Raw genomic sequence first — 20,534 nt, forward strand, 5'->3', positions numbered from 1 at the left:
TGAAAGTCTCAACCGGTACTTCACAGTTATCCACAGGCCTGTGCATCCTCAGGCTGTGCGATTGTGGTGATTGCTTCATTGTTACCCGCTCCGACCTTGGGCTGTCGAAACTTCGCCCGGGCCGGTTTTTGTGGATAACTTGACGCGTCGAACAGCTGTCCACATCCTGTCAGCGCCCTCGCAGGGTGCGGGGAGGATTTCCCGCCCCACCTGCGAAAAAACACACCGTTGTAATTACGGGGGTACCCGATTGCCCCTGGAGAAATTGCCGCGTGTTGATTTGGCCGGGGCGCACAAATTCGCGTAGTCTTAAGCCCGTCTTTACGTCGGTTGCACCGGCGTACATCTGAGAGCACCGCCCCCGCCGGGCACCGGGCCGCTTGATCAAGGCGAGCTGGCGAAGGCGCTGCACGCGAACTGCGCTCCACATCCGGAGCCGAACCGCAATCTCAACGCAACGTTTCACATTTGGAACGGCCACTTCCCCGGGAGGCTTAGACGAGCCGTCGGCTGTTCATGACCGCACAAGGAGTCCACCGTGTCTAAGCGGACTTTCCAGCCGAACAACCGTCGTCGCGCACGCAAGCACGGCTTCCGTGCCCGTATGCAGACCCGCGCCGGCCGCGCCATCGTTTCCGCGCGCCGCAAGAAGGGCCGCGCAAAGCTGACGGCATAGCTTAAAACCCGCGCGTGTTACCCCGCCCGCACAAACTTTCTTCCTCCGCAGACTTCAAAGCTGCGATGAGGAAGGGTGTGCGCGCGGGGTCTCGCACGTTAATGGTGCATGTGCACCAGCGAAAAGACTTAGTCATCCAGGGTGGGCCCCGCTTCGGGCTGGTGGTGTCCAAGCAGGTGGGCAACGCCGTGACGCGCCATGCCGTGTCGCGGAAGTTGCGGAGTGTGGTGCAGCGGGAGCTCGTCGATAAGCTTGGGCGCTCCTTCGATGTTGTGATCCGCGCCCTGCCGCCCGCCGCCGCTGCAACGAGCGACGAGCTCGCGCGCGATCTAGAAAAGGCCCTGGAAAAAGCGCTGCACAAAGCGCAAAAGAAGCGATAATGGCTTACTTCAACTTCGCCGGCGGTGAAATCCCCGCCGCGAAGGGGCCGGCCGCGAAAGCGCTGGTGGCGCTGATTCGCGGTTACCAAAAGTACATCTCACCCCTTAAGATGGGCGGGACGTGCCGTTTTATGCCAGTATGCAGTGCGTATGCGCTCGAAGCCGTGTCACGCCACGGAGCGGTGCGCGGCGGCGCAATGGCCGCGGCCAGGCTGTGCAAATGCGGGCCCTGGCACCCCGGCGGCTACGACCCAGTGCCGGGCAGCATTGAAATGAGTGAGGAGTAACACCGAAACGTGCTGAATTTCATCTATTGGCCGATTTCCTGGGTGCTGAGGTTCTGGCACGAGGTTCTCGGCTTTGTCATCCCCAAGGATTCGGGCATCTCCTGGATTCTGGCCATCGTTTTGCTCACCTGCACGGTGCGCCTGCTGCTGCTGAAGCCGATGGTCAACCAGATGCGCTCCATGCGCAAGATGCAGGAGATGCAGCCGCGGATGCAGGAAATCCGCGAGAAGTACAAGGGCGACCAGCAGAAGATCGCCGAAGAGACGCAGAAGCTCTACCGCGAAAACGGCACCAACCCGCTGTCGTCCTGCATCGTGCCGATCGTGCAGCTGCCCATCTTCATCGGCCTGCTGCACGTGCTGCGCTCCTTCAACCGCACCAGTGAGCTGGGCATGTCCGTGGAGGAGAACCGCTCCACCGCGAATTACGCCTTCCCGGCGGAAGACGTGCAGTCCTTCCTGGACGCAGACTTCTTCGGCGTGCCGCTGTCCGCGTACATGTCCATGCCGCAGGAGGCCTTCGCCGCGTTCGGCAACGTGGACCTGACCCGCGCGCAGATCATCGCCGTGTGCCTGCCGCTGGTTGTGCTGTGTGCGGCGTTTACCCACCTCAACGCCCGCATCATGGTCAAGCGCCAAGAGGCCCGCAAGGCCGCCGGCAAGGGCCCGAAGCCGCAGGGCGAGATGGCCGAGATGATGCAGAACCAAATGGGTCTGATGAACAAGATGATGATGTGGTTCTTCCCCGTCATGATTCTTGCCACCGGCGTGATCTGGCACATCGGCCTGCTGTTCTACATGCTCACAAACAACCTGTGGACGTTCTTCCAGACCATGTGGCTGAACAACAAGATGGACAAAGAAGAGGCCGCCGAGGAGGCGCGCAAGGTGGAGCTCAAGCGCACCACCGCCCCCGCCCCGGGCGCGCGCACCAAGGACCGCCGCACCAAGAAGCAGCGGAAGCAAGGTAAGTAGCAGTCGCTTATCGACGCATGTCCCGGCCCGTTTTCGGCCGGGACTTTTTCATGTCGGCGGGCCGACTACAGTGTTGTGCATGTCGGATACCTCCCCTGCAGCCGCAGCCCAAGTTTTTGGAGAACGCCTCGGATTGGCAGAGGCCTACCACCGCTCGCTGGCCACCACGGCCGCCGAGCGCGGCTTCATCGGGCCCAAAGAGGTGGACCGCCTGTGGGAGCGCCACATCCTCAACTGCGCCGTGATCGCGGAGGCGTTCGAGCCCGGGCTGAAGGTCGCGGACATCGGTTCCGGTGCGGGCCTTCCCGGTATCCCGCTGGCGATCGCGCGGCCGGACCTGTCCATCACGCTGATTGAGCCGCTGCTGAAGCGCTCCACCTACCTGGGCGAGGTTGTTTCCGAGCTGGGCCTGGACAACGTCACCGTGGTGCGCGGCCGTGCCGAGGAGCAGCCCAAGGCGGAGTTCGACGCCGTCACCTCCCGCGCCGTCGCCCCGCTGGGTAAGCTCGCCGGGTGGTCCATTCCGCTGCTGCAGGGCGGCGGGCACATGATTGCGATGAAGGGCGAATCCGTGGCTGAGGAACTCGAGCGCGACGCCAAGGCCATTACGAAGGCCGGCGGCGGCGAGGCGGAGATCTTCACCGTGGGCGAATCCGTGCTGGACCAGCCCACCACGTTGATCCGTATCCAGCGCAGAAAGAAGGGGGCGTAGATGGAAGACTACGACGAGACTCCTGTGATGGAGGCGGCGATGCGCGCGGCGCGGGTGACGTCGAGAAGCGAAGCGCTGCCGAAGCCGGACCAGCCGCGCGTGATCACCGTGGCCAACCAGAAGGGCGGCGTGGGCAAGACCACCACCAGCGTGAACCTGGCGGCCGGCCTGAGCAAGCAGGGCCTGAAGGTGCTGGTGATTGACCTGGATCCGCAGGGCAACGCCTCGACCGCGCTCGGTGCGGAGCACACCTCCGGCACCACGTCGAGCTACGAGCTGCTCATCGGCGAGGCCGAGGCCTCCGACGCCGTGCAGCCTCACCCGGAGAATCCGAACCTGTTCTGCATCCCCGCCACCATCGACCTGGCCGGCGCGGAGATCGAGCTGGTGTCAATGGTGCGGCGCGAGTACCGCCTGCACGACCAGATCCGCCGCGGATTCTTGGACGAGCACGGCTTCGACTACGTGTTCATCGACTGCCCGCCGTCGCTCGGCCTACTCACCATCAACGCGATGACCGCGGTGGACGAGGTGCTCATCCCCATCCAGTGCGAGTATTACGCGCTCGAGGGCGTGGGCCAGCTGTTGGGCAACATCGGTATGATCCGTGAGCACCTGAACAACAACCTGCACATCTCCGCGATCGTGCTGACCATGTACGACGCCCGCACCCGCCTCGCCGCCGACGTGGCTGACGAGGTGCGCGGCCAGTTCGGCCAAGTGGTGCTGAACAACGTCATCCCCCGCTCCGTGAAGGTCTCCGAGGCACCCGGCTACGGCCAAACCGTCATCGACTACGACCCCGGATCCCGCGGCGCGCTGGCCTACTTCGACGCGGCGAAGGAGCTGGCCACCCGCGGCGACTACCAGCCGCACCCCACCACCGGCCCGATCGGCGTGAGCCCCGAGGTCTACAACCAGCTCGAGGAGGAGTAATCAATGGCAGAACGCAAGGGCGGCCTCGGCCGCGGACTGGCGGCGCTCATCCCGTCGGCGCCGTCGGACATCGACAAAAACGGCAAAACCCCGGGCATCGGCGGCAGCGCCTCGGACGTGATTTTCGGGAAGCAAGCACCCAAGCCTGACGACGCACCAAAGGGTGCCCCCAAAAAAGTCCAGGGTGCCCCGACAGTGTCCGCCAAGCGCGACAAGGTGATCCAGCCCGTGCCGGTGGGCGCGCGCTACCAGGAGATCCCGGTCGGCCAGATCATCCCCAACCCGAAGCAGCCGCGCCAGGTCTTCGACGAGGACGAGCTGGCCGAGCTGGTCCACTCCATCCGCGAGTTCGGCCTGCTCCAGCCCATCGTCGTGCGCGACACGCCTGAGGGCTTCGAGCTGATCATGGGCGAGCGCCGCTGGCGTGCCTCCTCCAAGGCCGGCCTGAAGCAGATCCCGGCGATCGTGCGCGAAACCTCCGACGAGGACATGCTGCGCGACGCGCTGTTGGAGAACATCCACCGCGTCCAGCTCAACCCGCTCGAAGAGGCGGCCGCCTACCAGCAGCTCCTCGACGAGTTCGGCGTGACCCAGGAGCAGCTCGCCGACCGCCTGGGCCGTTCGCGTCCCGTGATCACCAACGCGATCCGCCTGCTCAACCTGCCCGTGGGCGTGCAGCGGCGCGTCGCCGCCGGCGTGCTTTCCGCAGGTCACGCCCGTGCGCTGTTGGGCGTCAAGCTGGGCAACGACACCGCCGACGCCCAAGCCAAACTCGCCGACCGCATCATCGCCGAGGGCCTTTCCGTCCGCGCGACGGAAGAGGCCGTGTCCTTGATCAATTCAAACGGCAAGGTGCCGGACAAGCCGAAGCGCCAGCCCGCTCCGCAGCCGGAGTACCTCACCCGCGCCGCTGATTCGCTCGCCGATATTTGGGACACCAAGGTGTCGGTGACCATGGGCAAGCGCAAGGGCAAGATCGTGGTCGAGTTCGGCGACAAGGACGACTTTGAGCGCATCATGGGGCTCATCCAGGGCACCGACTAGGCGTGCTTTTCCTCCCGCAGCAGCTCTTTGAAGGAGTAGGTGCCGGTGGGCCGGTTGTCGTGGTCGAGTAGATAGAGGCGCTTCACCGCCACCACGACGGCTTCGGCGATGGCGTCGCGCTCGTTGGGGTCGGTGAGGACGGCCAGGTCGCCCGGGTTGGTCAGGTAGCCGGCCACCAGCTCCACCGACGGCATCCGGGTCATGCGCAGCATCTCCCAGGTGCGGGCGTGGTTGCGGCAGTTCTGCAGCTGGGTGCGGGCGGCGACCTCTCGCTGGATGTAGCCGGACAGCGTCTCCCCGGTCAGCGACGAGCTGCCCTTCTCAGAGCCGAAGTAGAAGGTGGCCACGCCGTTGGCCTTCTCGTTCGGGTAGGAATCCAGGCGCAGGGAGATGAGCAGGTCCGCCTTGAACCCGTTGGCCAGGTCGGCGCGCTGCTGGTTGGAGGGGTTGTCGCCGCGCGGGCGAGACAGGATGGTTTCCATGCCGGCGGCGACCATGCGGCCCTCAATACGCTGGGCCAAATCCCACAGGATCTCTTCCTCGGTGATGGGGCCATACGGGCCGTCCACGACCAGGCCGCGGTCGGTGCCACCCAAGTCCGGGTCGATGACCACGCGCTTGCCAGTCAGGTTGGGGCCGGCCTGGCGCACGGTTTCGCGCTCGCGAATGGCCTGCGCGGAGCCGCCGGTGATGCGCCGGCCTAGCAGCGACAGGGCGTGCAGCGTGTCGGGGCCGCACACGCCGTCGTCCTCCAGACCGGAGTTGAGCTGGTAGTTCATCAGCGACTCGTAGGTGCGCGGCCCGAACCGGCCGTCCACACGGTGCGGGTAGAACCCCAGCTCGTGCAGCTGGGACTGCAGCTGCCGGACGTCGTCGCCGACCATCTCTTGGCCGGGCTGGTAGCTCAGCACGCGTGCGCCGAGGGTGTAGGACGCCTCGCGCAGTTCACGCAGCGTCGCCGAATCGATGGTCCCGGTGGGCACGATGCCGCGGGATTGTTGGAAGGCTTTGACGGCTTCGCACAGGATGTCGTCGTAAAGCATCTCGCCCTCGGTGAATCGGCGGGTGGAGTCGATCTCGCCCTCGTAGCCGTCTATCAGGCCCAGGCGGGCTAAGGACATCCGGACCTCGGCGACCCGTGTGCTGGAGTCGCCAACGCGCAAAATGTCTTGCATGCGGGCCTTTCTATTCGGATGGACAGGGAGTTCAGTCTACGCGCCGCTAGAGCTGCGCCTGAATCTTGGAGACGATCTCGGACTTCGGGCGCAGGCCGACGAACTCGTCGACCTTCTTGCCGCCCTTGAACAGCAGGACGGTGGGGATGGACATGACCTGGAACATGGCGCCGAGCGCGCGCTCGTTGTCCACGTTGACCTTGGCTACCTTGACTTGGCCGTCCATCTCGTCGGCGATCTCGTCGAGCAGCGGGGAGAGCTTGCGGCAGGGGCCGCACCACTCCGCCCAGAAGTCCACGAGCACCGGGGTGTCCGACTCGATGACCTCGTTTTTAAAGGTTGCTTGGGTCACATCAACTGGTGCGTTCATGCCGACAGTCTACAGCGCCGCCAGGTAGTGCTGTGCGTCCAGCGCGGCGCGGCAGCCGGCGCCCGCGGCGGTGATGGCTTGGCGGTAGGTTTTGTCCACCAGGTCGCCGCACGCGAACACGCCTTCAACGCTCGTGCTTGTCGACGGCTCCGCCACCTCAACGTAACCCCCCTCGTCCACGGCCACCTGGCCCTCCAGGAAGCCGGAGCGCGGGTCGTGGCCGATGGCGACGAACAGCGCGGTGGCGTCCAGCACGCTCTCCTCGCCGGTGACGACGTTGCGGATGTTCAGCCCGCCGACCTTGCCGTCTGCCTCCACCACGGAGTCCACGACGGTGTCGGTGAGGAACTCGATCTTCTCGTTCTCCCGGGCGCGCTCGAGCATGATCTTGGAGGCGCGGAAGTTCTCCGAGCGGTGGATGAGGGTGACCTTGGAGCCGAACTTAGTCAGGAAGGTGGCCTCCTCCATGGCGGAGTCGCCGCCGCCGACGACGGCGATGTGCTGGTCCTTGAAGAAGAAGCCATCGCAGGTCGCGCAGGTGGACACCCCGCGGCCGGTCAGCTCCGCCTCGCCCGGGATGCCCAGGTGGCGCGGTGCGGCGCCGGTGGCGAGGATGACGGCGCGGGCCTGGAAGACCTCGTCGTCCACGACGACCTTCTTGATGTCGCCGGAAAAGTCCACGGAATCCACCAGCTCCTGGCGTAGGTCCGCGCCGAACTTCTCGGCCTGGGCGCGCATGTTCGCCATGAGGTCCGGGCCCATGATGCCGTCTTCGAAGCCGGGGAAGTTTTCCACCTCGGTGGTGTTCATCAGCTCGCCGCCGTACTCGTAGCCCTCGAACACGAGCGGTTTCAGCTCGGCGCGGGCGGCGTAGAGGGCGGCGGTGTAGCCGGAGGGCCCGGAGCCGACGATGATCAGGTCGTGCACCTCGTCGGTGCTGGTGGTGGCGGCTGCGGCCGCGGGTGCCGCATCAGTTTGCGGGGTGACAAAGTTGAAGCCGGGGGAAGTCATGGTTGCAGATCTTAGCGCGCCGGCGCCGCCTCCCCTATCGCCGCGGCGACGGCCTCGCGCGCCCGGTAGCGGCGCGACTTCACGGTGCCCGGTTGCACCCCGAGTTCGGCCGCGGCGTCGCCGACGCTCATGCCCGCGACGTCGATGAGCCAGAGGGCTTTGCGCTGCGCCTGCGGCAGCACCGCCAGTGCCTGGCGCATGGCCATGGTGCGCTCCATGTTCTCCATCGGGTTGTAGGCGAGGTACTTGTTCGCGTCGATGTCCACGGTGTCGTTGTCGTCCAAGCTGTACTGCGCGCCGGCGCGGCCGTCCTTGCGCTGGTGGTCTATCGCCGCGTTGATGGTCATGCGGTGCAGCCACGTGGACAGCTTCGCTTCCCCGCGGTAGGTGTGCATGCTGCGCGCCGCTTTGAACAGGGCGTCTTGGACGATGTCCTGGGCGTCTTGCTCGTTGCGCGCGAAGTTGCGGGCCGCGAAGTACATGCGCTTGCGGTGGCGCCGCACAATGAGTGTGAAGGCCTGCCGGTCCCCTCCCAGGTAGTTCGCCACCAGCTGCCTGTCGTTGATGTAGTCCATTGTCCCCCCAAAAATTCGGTTGTCCCCACTATGCCCCGGCCCAGGGGCCCTGCCCAGGGCCGGGTGCGCATTTCAGTGGACAACCACGTGGCCCACCAGCGAGACGTTCTTCACATCCGTCTCACCGTCGACCTTCAGCACCACACGCAACAGCGGTTCGTTGGTCTCCACGTCGGCGCTGATCTGGCCGCCCCGCAGCTTGCCCTCTGCGATGACGGGCGGGTGCGCGGTCTCCTGCTCTGCTGGCACGCCGTAGAGGGTGTAGTTGGCGGAACCGGCGGCGTCGATAAGCACTTGCTCAAGCGTGAACGCCGAGCCGTCCTCGGGGGTGAACTGCACGGAGCTGTCGTCCAGGACCTCCATGGTCAGCGGGCCGATCACCACCGGCATGTCCGCGTCGCGAGTGGTGGTCGTGGGCGCGGCCGACGGGCGGTCCACCACGTTCTCACCGGAGACGAAGTCCACCAGGTAGGTGGTGAGCACGCCCACCAGCGCCGCCGCGATCACGGCGGCGAAGGTGAGCAGGCCGATGGTCACCGGGCCCATGGTGCGTCCGCCGAAGCCGCCGCGCAGCTCGTCGGGGTCCTCCACGTGCTCGACAACCGGCTCGACCGGCTCGTAGATCTCCACCACCGGGATCTCGTCCGTCGGCGCGTCCTCGTTGGGCACCGGCAGGTTCGCCGCCTCAAACAGGGCGCGCTCGATGTCGCGGAAGGCGGCCTGGTCCACCGCGTCCGCGTCCACGAGCGCGCGGGTGCGGGCGGTGACGTCGTCCAGGTCGTCGGAGCTGACGTTGCTGGTCAAAAGCGTCAGCGCGGAGGCGAAGGACTCCGCGTCCGTGGCCGGGGTGGCGTCCGGGAGCACCACCGGGAACGCCAGACGGACGTGCCCCTCGTGGTCGATGCGCAGTTGCTGGCGGTTGTCCAGCCCCAGCGGGACCTCCGCCTCGTGCGCCGCCGCCATCGCGCCGGCCAGGGGTGCCAGCGCGTTGGCCACGGCCTCGGTGTGCAACGTCTGACCGGACTCCGCGACGGCCTTGACCGAAGAGCCCTCGACCCAGTCCGCCACCACCAGGGCGCCGGAGCGGTAGGACAGGATCTCAATGTTTTCCGCCACTGCCGGCAGCTCCAGCTTGGCCAGCTGGCGGGTGCGCCGCGCCACGCCGGCGGCCTTCAGCGCCGCCTCGCGCGGGGTGGCCGGGGCCATCGGCGCGGAGCCCGTGGTGTCCACGAACGTCAGCGCCACGTTGCGGCCGGTGGCCACCTCACGCGCCTGCCAGAAGCGTGCGCCGGTGCTGGCGCCGTGGTCGCGGATCAGGCGGAAGCGACCGTCGGACACGCCCGCGCCCGGCACCAGGCGCGGCCCGCGGACCACACCGGCAGACATCGGTGGCGGCACCGGGGAGGCGTTGAAGGTGTCGGCGGCGAGGAACTGGTTGGACACGTCCCGGGGGTCCACCTCGCCCACCTCGAGCGCACGGTCCTCGTCCGGGCGGATGAAGCGGCTTAAGCCCGGGATGCGTTGCAGGGCGCGGCCCAGGTTCTGCACCTCGGGCAGCTTGGAGCGGGACAGCACCAGGCCGGTGACCACCAAAAACAGCACGCCGAGCATGGCCACCTCGATCAGGTTGCCCAGGCTGGGGGCACCGATGAGGCGTCCGATGGCTTCTGGCAGGTGCAGGCCGGCGACGTCGCGAAGCAGCCAGCGCACACCGAAGATCACCGCAACACCTACAAGTGCCGCAGCCACTGCCCAGATGGAGGTGCGCAGCACGTCGCTGGAGCGCAGGGTGCCCAGCTTGCGGCGCAGAAGCAGCGCGCCGATGAGCGCGCCGGCGACGAAGCCGAAGCCGTTGGCGGCGCCGAGCAGCACCACCACGTGGCTGGGGTCCTGCGCGATGTACGGCGCGAGCGCGGACAGCAGGATCTTCGTGCCGGTGATGCCGGCGATGATGAACGTGGGCGTCCACGCTTCCTCGCGGGCGTAGAACACGCGCAGGTGCAGCATCACCAGCGCGTACGGGATCAGGGTGAACGAGGACGCGGAGATGGTCAGGCCCAGCAGGTGCGCGGCCTGGGGGCTGAACGAGCCGTAGGCGAACAGGGCGTGGGCGATGTCGGGGCCCAGCGCCGTCATGAAGATGATGATGGGGATCAGCGCGATGAACGTCAGCTTCGTGCCCATGGTCAGGTCCGCCACCACGGCAGCGTCGTCGCCGTCGGCGGCGTTGCGGGACATGCGCGGCATGATCGCGGTGAGCAGTGTGACGCCGATGATGCCGTACGGCATCTGCAGCAGCATCCAGTGCTGCTGGTAGATAAACTGCGCCGCCGCGTCCGCGTCGAACGCGATGCGGCTGGTGATGACGTAGCCGAACTGGCTGATCGCCACGTAGGTGATGATCGCCAGCGCCATGCCGCCGAACTGCTTGAGGCGCTCGTCGATGCCCCACAGCGGCCGCAGGTCGATGCCGAGCTTGCGCAGCGCGGGCAGCATGATCAGGCACTGCACCACCACACCCGCCGTGGTGCCAAGGCCCAGCAGGAGCACGTGCGGATTGCTTATCGACGTCGGTGCGGCCGGGTTCAGCTGCCCCGGCAGCGCCATGTACGCCACGAGCACGGCGATGGAGACGACGTTGTTGGCCACCGGAGCCCAGGCGCCGGGCCGGAAGTGCTCCTTCGTGTTCAGGATGGCCATGAACAGGGAGAACATGCCGTAGAAGAAGATCTGCGGCAGCACCAAGAACGCGAACGAGGTGGTTTGGACGAGGTTGCCTTGGGAGTCCTCGTCCATCATCATCCTGGTCAACAGCGGCGCTGCCGCCACGGCGACGACGGTGACCACCGTCATCAGCGTCAGGGTCAGCGTGAACAGGCGGCGGATGAACGCCGCGCCGTGGTCCGCGTCCTCCTTCTCCGCGCGCACCAAGACCGGCACCACCAGGGCGGTGAGCACGGAGCCGAGCACGATCTCCGTGATCAGGTTGGGAAGCGTGTTGGCGGTGTTGAAGGACGCCGCCACGACCTCGCCGAGCGCCGCGCCAATGAGTACGGTGCGGATGAAACCGGTGATGCGTGAGATCAGGGTTGCCACGGCCATGGAGCCGGTGGCGCGCACGACCTTCTCCCCTCCCTCGGCGGGCTCCTCCTCGGCTGCCTGCGGCTCGGCGACAGCGACCGCCGCTGTGCCTGCCGCTACCGTGTCGGCGGTCTGCGGCGGGGCGATGGTCTCGCCCTTGGGGCTGGTGGTCAGCAGCGACTTATCCGGCGCGCCGTCCTCGAGCTCCTCGCGCGCCGGTTTGGTTTCGCGCGGCGCCGGCACCGGCGCTGGCGGCGCTGGCGTGACAATGCGCCGACGCAGTCCCTGTTCCGTCACTTGGTTCTCCGATTCTTACGTCTGCTGGCTTCTGGTTCTGGGTCGCTGTCTTTCGGCGGGCTGCCCCGCGCGCCGCGCAGCGCGATCACCACCAGCAGCCCAGCCAGCACCAGCGCTGCGACGGCCAACCAGCGCCCCACCGTGAACCGCGTGGTGCGCACGGCGATGTCCACCGGCTGCGAGATCGGCTGCCCGTTCGAGCTGGCCAGGTACAGGTTCAGGTCTGTGCTGCGGGACGTTTCCGGCAGGTCCGCGGTCATCTGCACCGTGACCGAACCGCGGGCCGGGATGCGCAGCACCCCGGGCACGTGCAGGCGGGCGTCCGCCGGCCCGGAGAAGTTGATGGAAGTCTCCACCGGCAGCGGCAGCCCGTTGCGGGCCACGATCAAGAGTGGGCTGGAGTTGGAGGTGCGGGTGTAGACGTTGCCCGGCGGGATCAGGTCCACCGCGGAGCGCAGGTTCCCCAGCGCGGCGCGGGAGGCGCCGAGGCGCTCGCTGGTGGCCTCCACCGCGTCGCTGTAGCGCGATTTGGCGCGCCGCTCGCCGATGGACAGCGCCTGCAGCAGGTCCCGGCGCAGCGGCAGGGTGAACCCGTAGCGCGTCAGCGCGATGCCGGGGTCCGGCACCATCAGCCCGGTCAGGTCGTTGATGAACCCGGCCTGCTGGGTCACCTGCAGCACCTCCGCATCGGTGAACGCGGTGGGGTCCGTGTGCTCCCCCGGCTCACTCGCCGGCGCGACATCGGCCGGCGCTTCCAGGTAGGTGCCAAACGCCATGGGGTGCGCCGCGGCTCCGGTGACCAGCTCCGCCACGGTGCCCAGCACTGCGGCGGCGGTGTCCGCGTCCCAGTTCGTGGGCGGGGCGACCAGGATCGGCTCCGGCTGCTCCTCGGACTCTTCCGTCACCCAGGCTGACTGGGTGGCCAGGCGCACCGCGGCGGCGGCGTTGGTGTCGCGCGCGGCCTTGGAGTCCACGGCGTAGTTGTAGCGCAGGTTTTCCTCGGAGAAGCCGGTGGTCTCTGGGTCTACGCCGGTGGCGGCTAGCACGGTGGCCAGGGAGGACTGGTAGCCCACCGTCATCACACCGGGCGCGATCCAGCCGTAGTTCCTGCCTGGCGCGGCGGCCAGCACGCGCACGGGCTGCTGCGGCGCGGGTGCGGCTGCACCGGAAAGGTCCGCCATGTCTGCGCGCTCCAGGGCGCTTTCAGCCCCGTCGTGCTCTTCCTGCACGCCGGCCGCCTCCGCGCGCTCCCACGCGGCCTGCATGCCTTCGTCCATGACGGTGGAGCGTGAGTGGTCCGCCCAGCCCAGCGCCGGCGCGGTGCCGTCCTCGACGTATCCAGTGCCCGTGACCACGGTGTTGAGCGTGCCGGCGGTGCCCAGTACGCGCTGCAGCACGAACGGCCCGCGTTCCACGGCCTCGCGCATGAGCCACTTGTCGCCGGTGCGCGCCACGGCGTTCAAGTCCGCGTTCGCCCACGGCAGCGAGACCACGCAGCCGGTGGCGGCGATGTGGCGTACCTTGTCCAGCCACACCTTCGCGTCCTCCGCGCCAGTGCCGGGCTCGCCGTCGGGGGCGGCCTCCCCTCCCCAGGAGTCGCGCAGACGCTTCGGTTCCTCCACCACGGCGGGGCGTTCGTCGTCGACGGTGTAGCCGTGTTGCATGCGTTCCACGGTGTCCACCAGCGCCGGGTCCAGCGCCACGCAGGTGGCGTAGCCAACTTCCGGCGTTTGCGCCGCGTCGATGTACTGGTCCACCAGCTGGCTCAGCCGACCTTCGGGCGCGAGTTGCCCGGCCAGCGAGTCGTTCGCCAGCACCAGCGGCTGCGTTTCGGGCGCCTCGCCGGTCTCGCCGGGCAGGATGTCCACGGGCGCGGTCACCGGGTACAGCGCGGTCAGCTCTGCGGCACGGATGTTGTCGCGCACGCCTCTGACACCCATATGGAAGCGGTCGGTGTCGAGGGGGGCACCGGAGGCGTCGAGAAGCTGCAGCATGATTGGGTACGTGCCCACATCCGGCAGGTCGAGGCCCAAGTCCATCTCGAGCTCCAGCGAGTCGCCGGGGGCCAATTGCCTATCGACGTCACGCGCGTCCCCCACCACCCCATACTCCTGCGGGCCAGCGATGGTGGCGTAGCGCTGCTCCATCACCGAGGCCACCGCCGAGGCGCGGCGCGGGACCACGCTCAAACCCTCGAGCGTGTCGTCGGAGTGGTTGGTCACGCGAAGTTTCACGTGAAACGGATCGTGCGCGGAGATGGCGTGCGGTGCCTCGAGGACCTCCACGCTCGCCTGCTCGCCCTCGAACGGGCGCACGGTCAGGTTCGCCCACTGCTCCGTCACCTCCGGGTTATCCGGCGCCAGGGGCACGGCGGGGGCGGCGAGCACGACGGCAGCCAGCGCGGCGTACCGGTTCATCGCGGAGTTGCCCTTCCGGCCTTCTTTTCCTTCCTGGCCAGATCCGGCATCCGGTCGTACGCGATGCGGGCGAGCTTGCGCTCATCGGCGTAGGCGAGGTGCTCCATCAGGTCGCTCATGGGTACCCACGCCACCTCGGTGACCTCCGGGTCTTCGTCGTTGAACACGCCGTCGACGTACCGCAGCAGGTTGTGGTGCACCGTCTTGTGGATGCGCACGCCGTCGGAGACGAACCAGTAGTCGATCGTGCCCAAGGTGTCGAAGGCCTCGCCGGTGATCCCGGTTTCCTCCCACACCTCGCGCTGCGCGGTGACCCACTGGTGCTCGCCGTTTTCCACGTGTCCCTTCGGCATGGACCACAACAGCCGCCCGCGGCGGTCCAGGCGCCCGATGAGCGCGACGTAGATGCGGCTCATGTCCACCTTGCCGTCCTTGCCCACGGCCTCAGCCATGCCGGAGACCACCAGGCCGCCAGCCGAGGTCTCGTCGCGCGTCTCTATGGACGAATCATGCCTGTTCTGGTACTGCGACCTGCGACGATTGTGCTGCTTGCGCCCGCCGCGGGAGTTCTTCCCGCGGCGGTTGTTCCGCTTCCGCTTCGGCTTGTCTCCCTGCTGCTGTTGCTGCTCGGCGGGTTTGCCCCCGCGCCGGCGCCGCGGCCGGCGCTTACCGCCGCCGGAGCCCCCCTTGCCGTTGGAGGGCCCCGGAACCGGGCGCTGGTTGTCACTCATTCGTGTCATGCTATCGGTCTTTCGGCCGGTTGTGGTACTTCCCGCGCGGGGGTGGCGGGTATCGTGTCCCGGGTGACGCAGAAGCTCTTCGATATGCCAGACCCGACCGACCCGCTTGCCGCCCCTGCGCTGATGGCGAGGGCGCAGGATGTCGTCGTCAAGCATGCTGCTCTGCTTGAGCCCCTCGCGCAACTGTTCGCGGGCCGCGGCGAGACCTTATATATGGTTGGCGGCTCGGTGCGCGACGCGATGCTCGGCCGCGGGGTGCACGACCTCGACTTCACCACCTCCGCGCGCCCCGAGGTGATCCAGGAGATCCTGGACGAATGGGGCGAGAAAGTGTGGGACACCGGCATCGAGTTCGGCACCGTCTCCGCCATCCGCCACGGCGAAACCGTGGAGATCACCACCTTCCGCTCCGACCTCTACGACGGCGTGACGCGCAACCCCGAGGTCACCTTCGGCGACACGCTCGAGGGTGACCTCATCCGACGCGACTTCGCGTGCAACGCCATGGCCATTGAGCTTTCGCTTGACGACGAGCTCCGCCTCTCCCCCACCTTCCACGACCCCGTCGACGGGTTAGGCGACCTGGTGCAGCAGGTGCTGGACACGCCGCAGGAGCCCGAGGTGTCGTTCCGCGACGATCCCCTGCGCATGCTGCGCGCCGCCCGGTTCGTCTCCCAGCTGGGCTTCACCGTGGCAGACCGGGTGTTCGACGCGATGTGCGACATGGCCGGCGAGATCGAGCGCATCACCGCCGAGCGCGTGCAGGCTGAGCTGGACAAACTCATGCTCGGCGCGCGTCCCTGGGAGGGCATCGACCTGCTCGTGTCCACCGGTCTGGCTGGGTATATTTTGCCCGAGATCCCCGCGCTGCAGCTGGAGACCGACGAGCACATGCAGCACAAGGACGTCTACCGCCACTCGCTGACCGTGCTGCGCCAGGCCACCGAACTGGAGGACGAGGGCCCGGACCTGAAGCTGCGTTGGGCGGCGCTGATGCACGACATCGGCAAACCCGCCACCCGCGCGCCCAAGGAAGGCGGCGGCGTGACTTTCCACCACCACGAGGTGGTCGGCGCGAAGATGACCCGCAAGCGCCTAAAGGCCCTGAAGTACCCGAAGCACGTCATCTCGGATGTGGGCCAGCTCGTGTTCTTGCACATGCGCTTCCACGGCTTCGGCGAGGGCCAGTGGACCGACTCCGCCGTGCGCCGCTACGTCACCGACGCCGGCGAACTACTGCCCAAGCTGCACAAACTCGTGCGCGCCGACTCCACCACCCGCAACGCCAAGAAGGCCGCGCGCCTGCAGCGCACCTACGACCACCTGGAGGAGCGCATCGCCGATATCGCCGCGAAGGAGGACCTCGCGCGCGTGCGCCCGGACCTGGACGGCAACGAGATCATGCAGATCCTGGGGCTTGAACCCGGCCCGGAGGTGGGCAAGGCTTGGAAGTATCTCAAGGAGCTGCGCCTCGAGCGTGGCGAACTGGACCACGACGAAGCCGTCGCAGAGCTGAAAGCCTGGTGGGAGAGGGAAAATGCCTGAGTATTTCTACGCAGACCGCCTGTTCAACGCACTGGAGCGGGTTGAACCAGAGCCGGGCATGCTGCTCGTCTCCGCGCCCGGCATGTTCTCCCTCGAGTTCGCCCGCACCGTGGTGCTGGTGCTGGAGCACGACGCGGACCACACCCTCGGCGTGGTGCTGAACCGCCGCAGCGAGGTCGCGGTCGCCAACGTGATGGACGCGGGCTGGGCCGAATTGGCCGCCAAGCCGCAGGCCGTGCACATCGGCGGGCCTGTCAGCCCCCAGTCTGCGGTGGGTTTGGGCGTGACTGCGGCCGGCGCGCCCGAGAACCCCTACCTCAACCGTCTGGCAAACCGCCTCGTGCTAGTGGACCTGAACGCCTCCCCCGTCGAGCTCGCCTCTGAGCTCGACGGCGTCCGCATCTTTGCCGGCTACGCCGAGTGGGCGCCGGGCCAACTTGACGACGAGATCCTGCGCGGCGACTGGTTTGTCACCCCCGCCCTGCCCAGCGACGTCGTCGCTCCCGCGGGTGCGGATCTGTGGGGTGACGTGATGCGTCGACAAGCAATGCCTTTGCCGCTCTTCGCCACTTTCCCTGCGAACCTCGAGGACAACTAGTGGCTGTTTCACGTGAAACATCCGCCGAAATTCGGCTGGGGCTTCGCGACATGTGGCTCGTCGCGCTCGGCCTGATCCCTCTCGGCCTGGCGTTCGGCTTACTGATGACCCAATCCGGTTTCGCCTGGTGGTGGACCCCAATTTTCTCCACGGTGATCTACGCCGGATCCATGGAGTTTCTGGCCATCGACATGGTGATCACCGGCGTCGGCCCCGTGACCAGCGCGATCACCGGTTTCATGGTGAACTTCCGCCACCTGTTTTACGGGCTGACGTACCCGCGCTCCGAGATCCGCCGGGGAGCGCCGTCCGCCTACGCCACCTACGCGCTCACCGACGAGGTCTACGCCATCACCTCCACCCTTCGCGGCCGCCCCTCAGACGCGCGCCTGCTGACGATCTCCGTGGTCTGCCAGATCGCATGGATCGCCTCCGGCATCGTCGGTGCCCTGGCGGGTGCCGTCATCCCCGAGGGCGTGGAGGGCTTCGACTTCGCGCTGACCGCACTGTTCGCCGTGCTGGCGTTCGAGGCGTTCCAGGCCAGCCGCGACCTCTCCGCGCCCCTGATCGCTGGCGGCCTCGCTCTGGCTGCCGCCGTGGTGCTGCCGGGTCAAGTGATCATCGTGGCGCTCGTGTCCTACTTCCTCGTCCTCCTGCTACGCTTCTGGGCGCCGCGTATCGACGACAAGCTGACCTGGCGGCTGCCATGACCGTGTCGACCATGGCCAACTACGGCCTTCCCGACGGCGTCTCGCTGCCCATGGTGGCCGCGGTGCTCATCCCCGTCGGCATCGTCACCGTGCTGCTGCGCGCACTCCCTTTCTCCATGCTGCGCGTGCTCAAGGGCAGCCCGTTCATCGAGTTCCTCGCCGTGCTCATGCCCGTCGGCGTGATGACAGTGCTGGTCGCCTACACCCTCGTCGGCCACGCCGGCTCCCCCGCCCACCTCGCATCCGCGCTCACCGCCCTGGTGGCCACCCTGCTGCTGCACTGGTGGAAGCGTCGCGCCGACGTGTCGATTTTCGCCGGCACCGCGCTCTACATGTTGCTGGTGAACGTGGTTTTTTAACTTGTGTGTTTCGGGTTTAGCTACAGGTGAATAGAAATCCGGGTCCCTGCGAAAGATGTGCTTCAATGACGGTAGTCAGGTAACTGGCACCATTCTGTAAGCTTCTACCTAGGAGATCCCCATGAAGCGCTTTACCGCAGCTGCCCTGGCCGCAGCCACCGCAATGTCCCTCGCTGTCGCTCCGGCACAGGCAGCCGATGACGTCGCCTACCTGCGAGGGCTGAACAAGCCGGGTGGGTCCTCTGCTGTGACCGATACTGAGCTTGCTGGCTACGCTGTCGCTGCTGGCCTCGTCGAGGGTCTCAACAAGGCGGATCTGACGAACAACCAGGGCCTCACTTCCTCCGTGCGTGACATGGTGGAGCGCGACGAGAAGAACAACACCAACAAGTTCAATGACGCTTCTAAGGGCGTGCTGAACAGCTCCCTGAAGAACGACGCGAACAATGGCTACAAGCTCGGTACCACCTTCGAGATTCTTCTCGGCACGGGTATTGCTGCTGTCCTCCTTGCTGCTCTGGGCGGCGCTGCATACGCAGGCGTGATCCCGGGTGTGCAGCTCCCGTTCTAAGCTTCAGCGCTTAGATCCAGAATCCGAACTCCTCTCCCCCTGCTCGGGAGGGGAGTTTCCGCGTTTCCGAAGAGGTGTATATCGTCACCGACCTTCCCAGCGTTACACTTTTCAAAACGTTTGAATACCTGCGGAAACATGTGTTTTACTGGCGCCTACCCGATTCCGGGTTGTTTAACGTCAGATTCGCACGAAGGAGTTTCCAATGAAGCGCATTACCGCAGCTGCCCTGGCCGCAACCACCGCCCTGTCCTTGGCGGCCGTCCCGGCACAGGCTGAGGAGGGCAACCAGAAGGACCTTTCCGACATCGTGAGCCCGGATCGCGCCTCCGACGTCACCGATGCCCACCTCGCTGCCGCCAAGGTGCAGGCCGAGGCCCGTGAGCTCCGCAACGAAGGTTCCGGCTACTCGGGCCCGTACAAGAGCTCGTCTGAGAAGAACCTGGTGCCGAAGAGCGCAAAGTCCTCCCTGAAGAACGACGTTGCACGCGGCTACAAGCTCGGCACCACCTACGACATCCTCGTTGGCACCGGCATCGCCGCAGGCGTCTTGGCACTCGTTGGCGCCGCCGCAGCCGCAGCGGGCAAGATCCCGGGTGTCCCGGGTGTGCCGGCCGTTGAGCAGTTCTTCTAAGTCTCACTGGTCGTTGAAGGACCAGTTGCACTCCTCCATGGTCCGCATGATGTCGTTGCGCTGCGGCAGGGAGTAATTCGTGGACACGAAACGGGTCCCGTCGCGGTAGACGAAGTGGATGTCTGAATGCTCCTTCAACGTCTGCAGATACCCCTCCGTAACCAGGGAGTGGCAGGCGGAGCACAGCGGTAGGAGGTTCTCCAGGTCGGTCAGGCCCCCGGTGGCCCAGTCCTCGATGTGGTGGATCTCGATGAAGCGCGTGTGCGTGCACCCCGGTGCCGCGCACTGCCCGCCCCACATTGCCAACAGCGCGTTGACCTGTCCGTTCGTGGCCAGGCGCTGTTTGCGTCCGGTGTTGATGATGAGGCCGTCGGAGTTGACCGTCGAGAGGCGTACGTCCGCGTTAGCGAGCAAGCTCGCGATGGCTTTCGACGGCGCGCCCACGTTGTTGGGGATATACCCGCGCCCGTCCGGTGTTGCCAGGATGTTCACGTGCGCACCCGGCGTGGTCAGCGTGTTTCGTGGCGTCGTGCGCGCCATGTGGACGATGCCCATCAGCGCCCGCAGCAGCATGCGTCCAATAGGCAGCCCATAGCCGGAAACCGTTTTGCGCGCGGGACGGTTCTCCTCCACCTCTTCGGCGCGTTCGAGGGCGATGTCGATTTCCCCGTTGACCTCTGGGTCAAGGTCCTCGAGCACCTCGTCGAGGTTGCAGTGCGCGATCTCCCCGATCTTCAGCGCGGCGATGAAAGCGGCGCCGTCCGCGGCGTTCATATTGCCGTGGAACGCGATATCTCCGTTCTCGCGCTTGTGCAGGCTCAGGTAATACTGGGGGCTGTCGTCGCCCTCCCCGTCCTGCGGCTTCTTCCCCGCCAGCGCGCATTCGAGCTCGTGGTAACCCATCCCGAGGGCGAGATCCACCAGCTCACGCTCATTTTCGGGCGTCATGTACTTCAACAGCAGCCGCACCACCGAGTAGCTCAGTGCAGCGGCAGTGAAGTGTTTGTGTAGGTAACGGAAGGGCCGCAGGCGGTGCGCGACGCTGACGTACTCGTGGGCGGTTGAGGATGACACGCCCAGGCGGCGCATGAGGAAGTGCGCGGTGGTCGTGGAGCCACATTCGATAGCGAGTGCGAGCTCGTCGAACGTCTGGATTGCGGACAACAGCTCCGCTTTGCTTTGGGTCATTGCGCGGTGAGAGTCTTCGATTTGCTGGCTTAATGCGACGGCGATGGGGTTGGGTTCTGTGGCAACTGCGGCGGTCATGTCGGGCCCCCTTGAGGCGAATGCGAGTTCGATTGCGGACATTATAAAACTCACCCCCGACATTTCTCTGACCTGCGGAAATGCAGTTTATAGCGATTGCTATAACTCGCCCGCAACTCCGCATTGCGGACAACTGGGCCTGCACCAACTATTGTGATGCGACAACGAGGGGTAC

General features: G+C 66.5%; 21 protein-coding genes. 13 read left to right on the top strand and 8 right to left on the bottom strand.

Translation table 11 applies throughout. The features are described 5' to 3' along the window. Nucleotides 1–538 precede the first annotated feature (538 nt). The 7 genes from rpmH (at nucleotide 539) to HMPREF2791_RS00710 (ending at nucleotide 5,010) form a co-directional block, all read left to right on the top strand. Entirely contained in the window at nucleotides 539–676 is a 138-nt protein-coding gene (gene rpmH / locus HMPREF2791_RS00680; protein ID WP_034996682.1) for a 50S ribosomal protein L34, read from the top strand. Nucleotides 677–690: 14 nt separating this feature from the next. Further along, nucleotides 691–1,056: a ribonuclease P protein component gene (gene rnpA / locus HMPREF2791_RS00685; RefSeq protein ID WP_070843818.1), complete on the top strand. Its 366-nt coding sequence runs from the start codon at nucleotides 691–693 to the stop codon at nucleotides 1,054–1,056. After that, nucleotides 1,056–1,343 (top strand): membrane protein insertion efficiency factor YidD, encoded by a 288-nt coding sequence (yidD, locus tag HMPREF2791_RS00690; protein ID WP_083290295.1) that lies wholly within the window; start codon nucleotides 1,056–1,058, stop codon nucleotides 1,341–1,343. Before rnpA ends, yidD begins: the two co-directional genes overlap by 1 nt. 9 nt (nucleotides 1,344–1,352) lie before the next feature. Continuing rightward, a complete protein-coding gene (yidC, locus tag HMPREF2791_RS00695; RefSeq protein ID WP_070475398.1) occupies nucleotides 1,353–2,318 on the top strand; it encodes a membrane protein insertase YidC in 966 nt (321 codons plus the stop codon). Between the two features lie 79 nt (nucleotides 2,319–2,397). Beyond that, nucleotides 2,398–3,030 (top strand): 16S rRNA (guanine(527)-N(7))-methyltransferase RsmG, encoded by a 633-nt coding sequence (gene rsmG, locus HMPREF2791_RS00700; RefSeq protein WP_070475400.1) that lies wholly within the window; start codon nucleotides 2,398–2,400, stop codon nucleotides 3,028–3,030. Further along, entirely contained in the window at nucleotides 3,031–3,966 is a 936-nt protein-coding gene (locus HMPREF2791_RS00705) for a ParA family protein (RefSeq protein WP_070475402.1), read from the top strand. Between the two features lie 3 nt (nucleotides 3,967–3,969). Further along, nucleotides 3,970–5,010, top strand: coding sequence for a ParB/RepB/Spo0J family partition protein (locus HMPREF2791_RS00710; RefSeq protein ID WP_070475403.1), 1,041 nt, complete (start codon nucleotides 3,970–3,972; stop codon nucleotides 5,008–5,010). Here HMPREF2791_RS00710 and HMPREF2791_RS00715 read toward each other — a convergent pair. The 7 genes from HMPREF2791_RS00715 to HMPREF2791_RS12225 form a co-directional block, all read right to left on the bottom strand. Then, entirely contained in the window at nucleotides 5,007–6,185 is a 1,179-nt protein-coding gene (locus HMPREF2791_RS00715) for an N-acetylmuramoyl-L-alanine amidase (RefSeq protein WP_070843819.1), read from the bottom strand. The two genes, HMPREF2791_RS00710 and HMPREF2791_RS00715, sit on opposite strands and share 4 nt — an antisense overlap. A gap of 46 nt (nucleotides 6,186–6,231) precedes the next feature. Further along, complete coding sequence (gene trxA, locus HMPREF2791_RS00720; protein ID WP_070475407.1) at nucleotides 6,232–6,555, bottom strand: thioredoxin; 324 nt, start codon at nucleotides 6,553–6,555, stop codon at nucleotides 6,232–6,234. A 9-nt stretch (nucleotides 6,556–6,564) separates the two neighbouring features. Beyond that, nucleotides 6,565–7,566 (bottom strand): thioredoxin-disulfide reductase, encoded by a 1,002-nt coding sequence (gene trxB, locus HMPREF2791_RS00725; RefSeq protein WP_083327835.1) that lies wholly within the window; start codon nucleotides 7,564–7,566, stop codon nucleotides 6,565–6,567. An 11-nt stretch (nucleotides 7,567–7,577) separates the two neighbouring features. Then, complete coding sequence (locus tag HMPREF2791_RS00730; protein ID WP_070843820.1) at nucleotides 7,578–8,141, bottom strand: sigma-70 family RNA polymerase sigma factor; 564 nt, start codon at nucleotides 8,139–8,141, stop codon at nucleotides 7,578–7,580. Between the two features lie 72 nt (nucleotides 8,142–8,213). Next, nucleotides 8,214–11,519 (bottom strand): murein biosynthesis integral membrane protein MurJ, encoded by a 3,306-nt coding sequence (locus HMPREF2791_RS00735; RefSeq protein WP_070843821.1) that lies wholly within the window; start codon nucleotides 11,517–11,519, stop codon nucleotides 8,214–8,216. Continuing rightward, nucleotides 11,516–13,936: a DUF6049 family protein gene (locus tag HMPREF2791_RS00740; protein ID WP_070843822.1), complete on the bottom strand. Its 2,421-nt coding sequence runs from the start codon at nucleotides 13,934–13,936 to the stop codon at nucleotides 11,516–11,518. Before HMPREF2791_RS00740 ends, HMPREF2791_RS00735 begins: the two co-directional genes overlap by 4 nt. After that, nucleotides 13,933–14,667, bottom strand: a complete 735-nt coding sequence (locus HMPREF2791_RS12225) for an NUDIX hydrolase (protein WP_070475415.1) — start codon at nucleotides 14,665–14,667, stop codon at nucleotides 13,933–13,935. The genes HMPREF2791_RS00740 and HMPREF2791_RS12225 overlap by 4 nt, the downstream gene beginning before the upstream one ends. Before the next feature lie 132 nt (nucleotides 14,668–14,799). Between HMPREF2791_RS12225 and HMPREF2791_RS00750 the strand changes: the two genes are divergently transcribed. The 6 genes from HMPREF2791_RS00750 (at nucleotide 14,800) to HMPREF2791_RS00775 (ending at nucleotide 19,093) form a co-directional block, all read left to right on the top strand. Further along, nucleotides 14,800–16,221, top strand: coding sequence for a CCA tRNA nucleotidyltransferase (locus HMPREF2791_RS00750; protein ID WP_371335876.1), 1,422 nt, complete (start codon nucleotides 14,800–14,802; stop codon nucleotides 16,219–16,221). Further along, on the top strand, nucleotides 16,214–16,819 hold the full coding sequence (locus HMPREF2791_RS00755) for a YqgE/AlgH family protein (protein WP_070475417.1): 606 nt from the start codon (nucleotides 16,214–16,216) through the stop codon (nucleotides 16,817–16,819). Before HMPREF2791_RS00750 ends, HMPREF2791_RS00755 begins: the two co-directional genes overlap by 8 nt. Nucleotides 16,820–16,869: 50 nt before the next feature. Continuing rightward, the gene (locus HMPREF2791_RS00760; protein WP_070843823.1) at nucleotides 16,870–17,529 is read left to right on the top strand and encodes an AzlC family ABC transporter permease; all 660 of its coding nucleotides are present in this window, start codon (nucleotides 16,870–16,872) and stop codon (nucleotides 17,527–17,529) included. Next, nucleotides 17,526–17,888 carry a branched-chain amino acid transporter permease gene (locus HMPREF2791_RS00765; protein WP_070475420.1) on the top strand — a complete coding sequence of 121 codons (363 nt, stop codon included), beginning with the start codon at nucleotides 17,526–17,528 and terminating at the stop codon, nucleotides 17,886–17,888. Before HMPREF2791_RS00760 ends, HMPREF2791_RS00765 begins: the two co-directional genes overlap by 4 nt. A 121-nt stretch (nucleotides 17,889–18,009) precedes the next feature. Then, nucleotides 18,010–18,459 carry a hypothetical protein gene (locus HMPREF2791_RS00770; RefSeq protein ID WP_070475422.1) on the top strand — a complete coding sequence of 150 codons (450 nt, stop codon included), beginning with the start codon at nucleotides 18,010–18,012 and terminating at the stop codon, nucleotides 18,457–18,459. A gap of 205 nt (nucleotides 18,460–18,664) precedes the next feature. Then, nucleotides 18,665–19,093: a hypothetical protein gene (locus HMPREF2791_RS00775; RefSeq protein WP_070843824.1), complete on the top strand. Its 429-nt coding sequence runs from the start codon at nucleotides 18,665–18,667 to the stop codon at nucleotides 19,091–19,093. Nucleotides 19,094–19,096: 3 nt separating this feature from the next. Here the strand turns inward: HMPREF2791_RS00775 and HMPREF2791_RS00780 are convergent, their stop codons facing one another. Next, nucleotides 19,097–20,359, bottom strand: a complete 1,263-nt coding sequence (locus HMPREF2791_RS00780) for an HNH endonuclease signature motif containing protein (RefSeq protein ID WP_070843825.1) — start codon at nucleotides 20,357–20,359, stop codon at nucleotides 19,097–19,099. Nucleotides 20,360–20,534 lie beyond the last annotated feature (175 nt).

This window comes from Corynebacterium sp. HMSC034A01, assembly GCF_001838175.1.
Taxonomy (GTDB): Bacteria; Actinomycetota; Actinomycetes; order Mycobacteriales; family Mycobacteriaceae; genus Corynebacterium.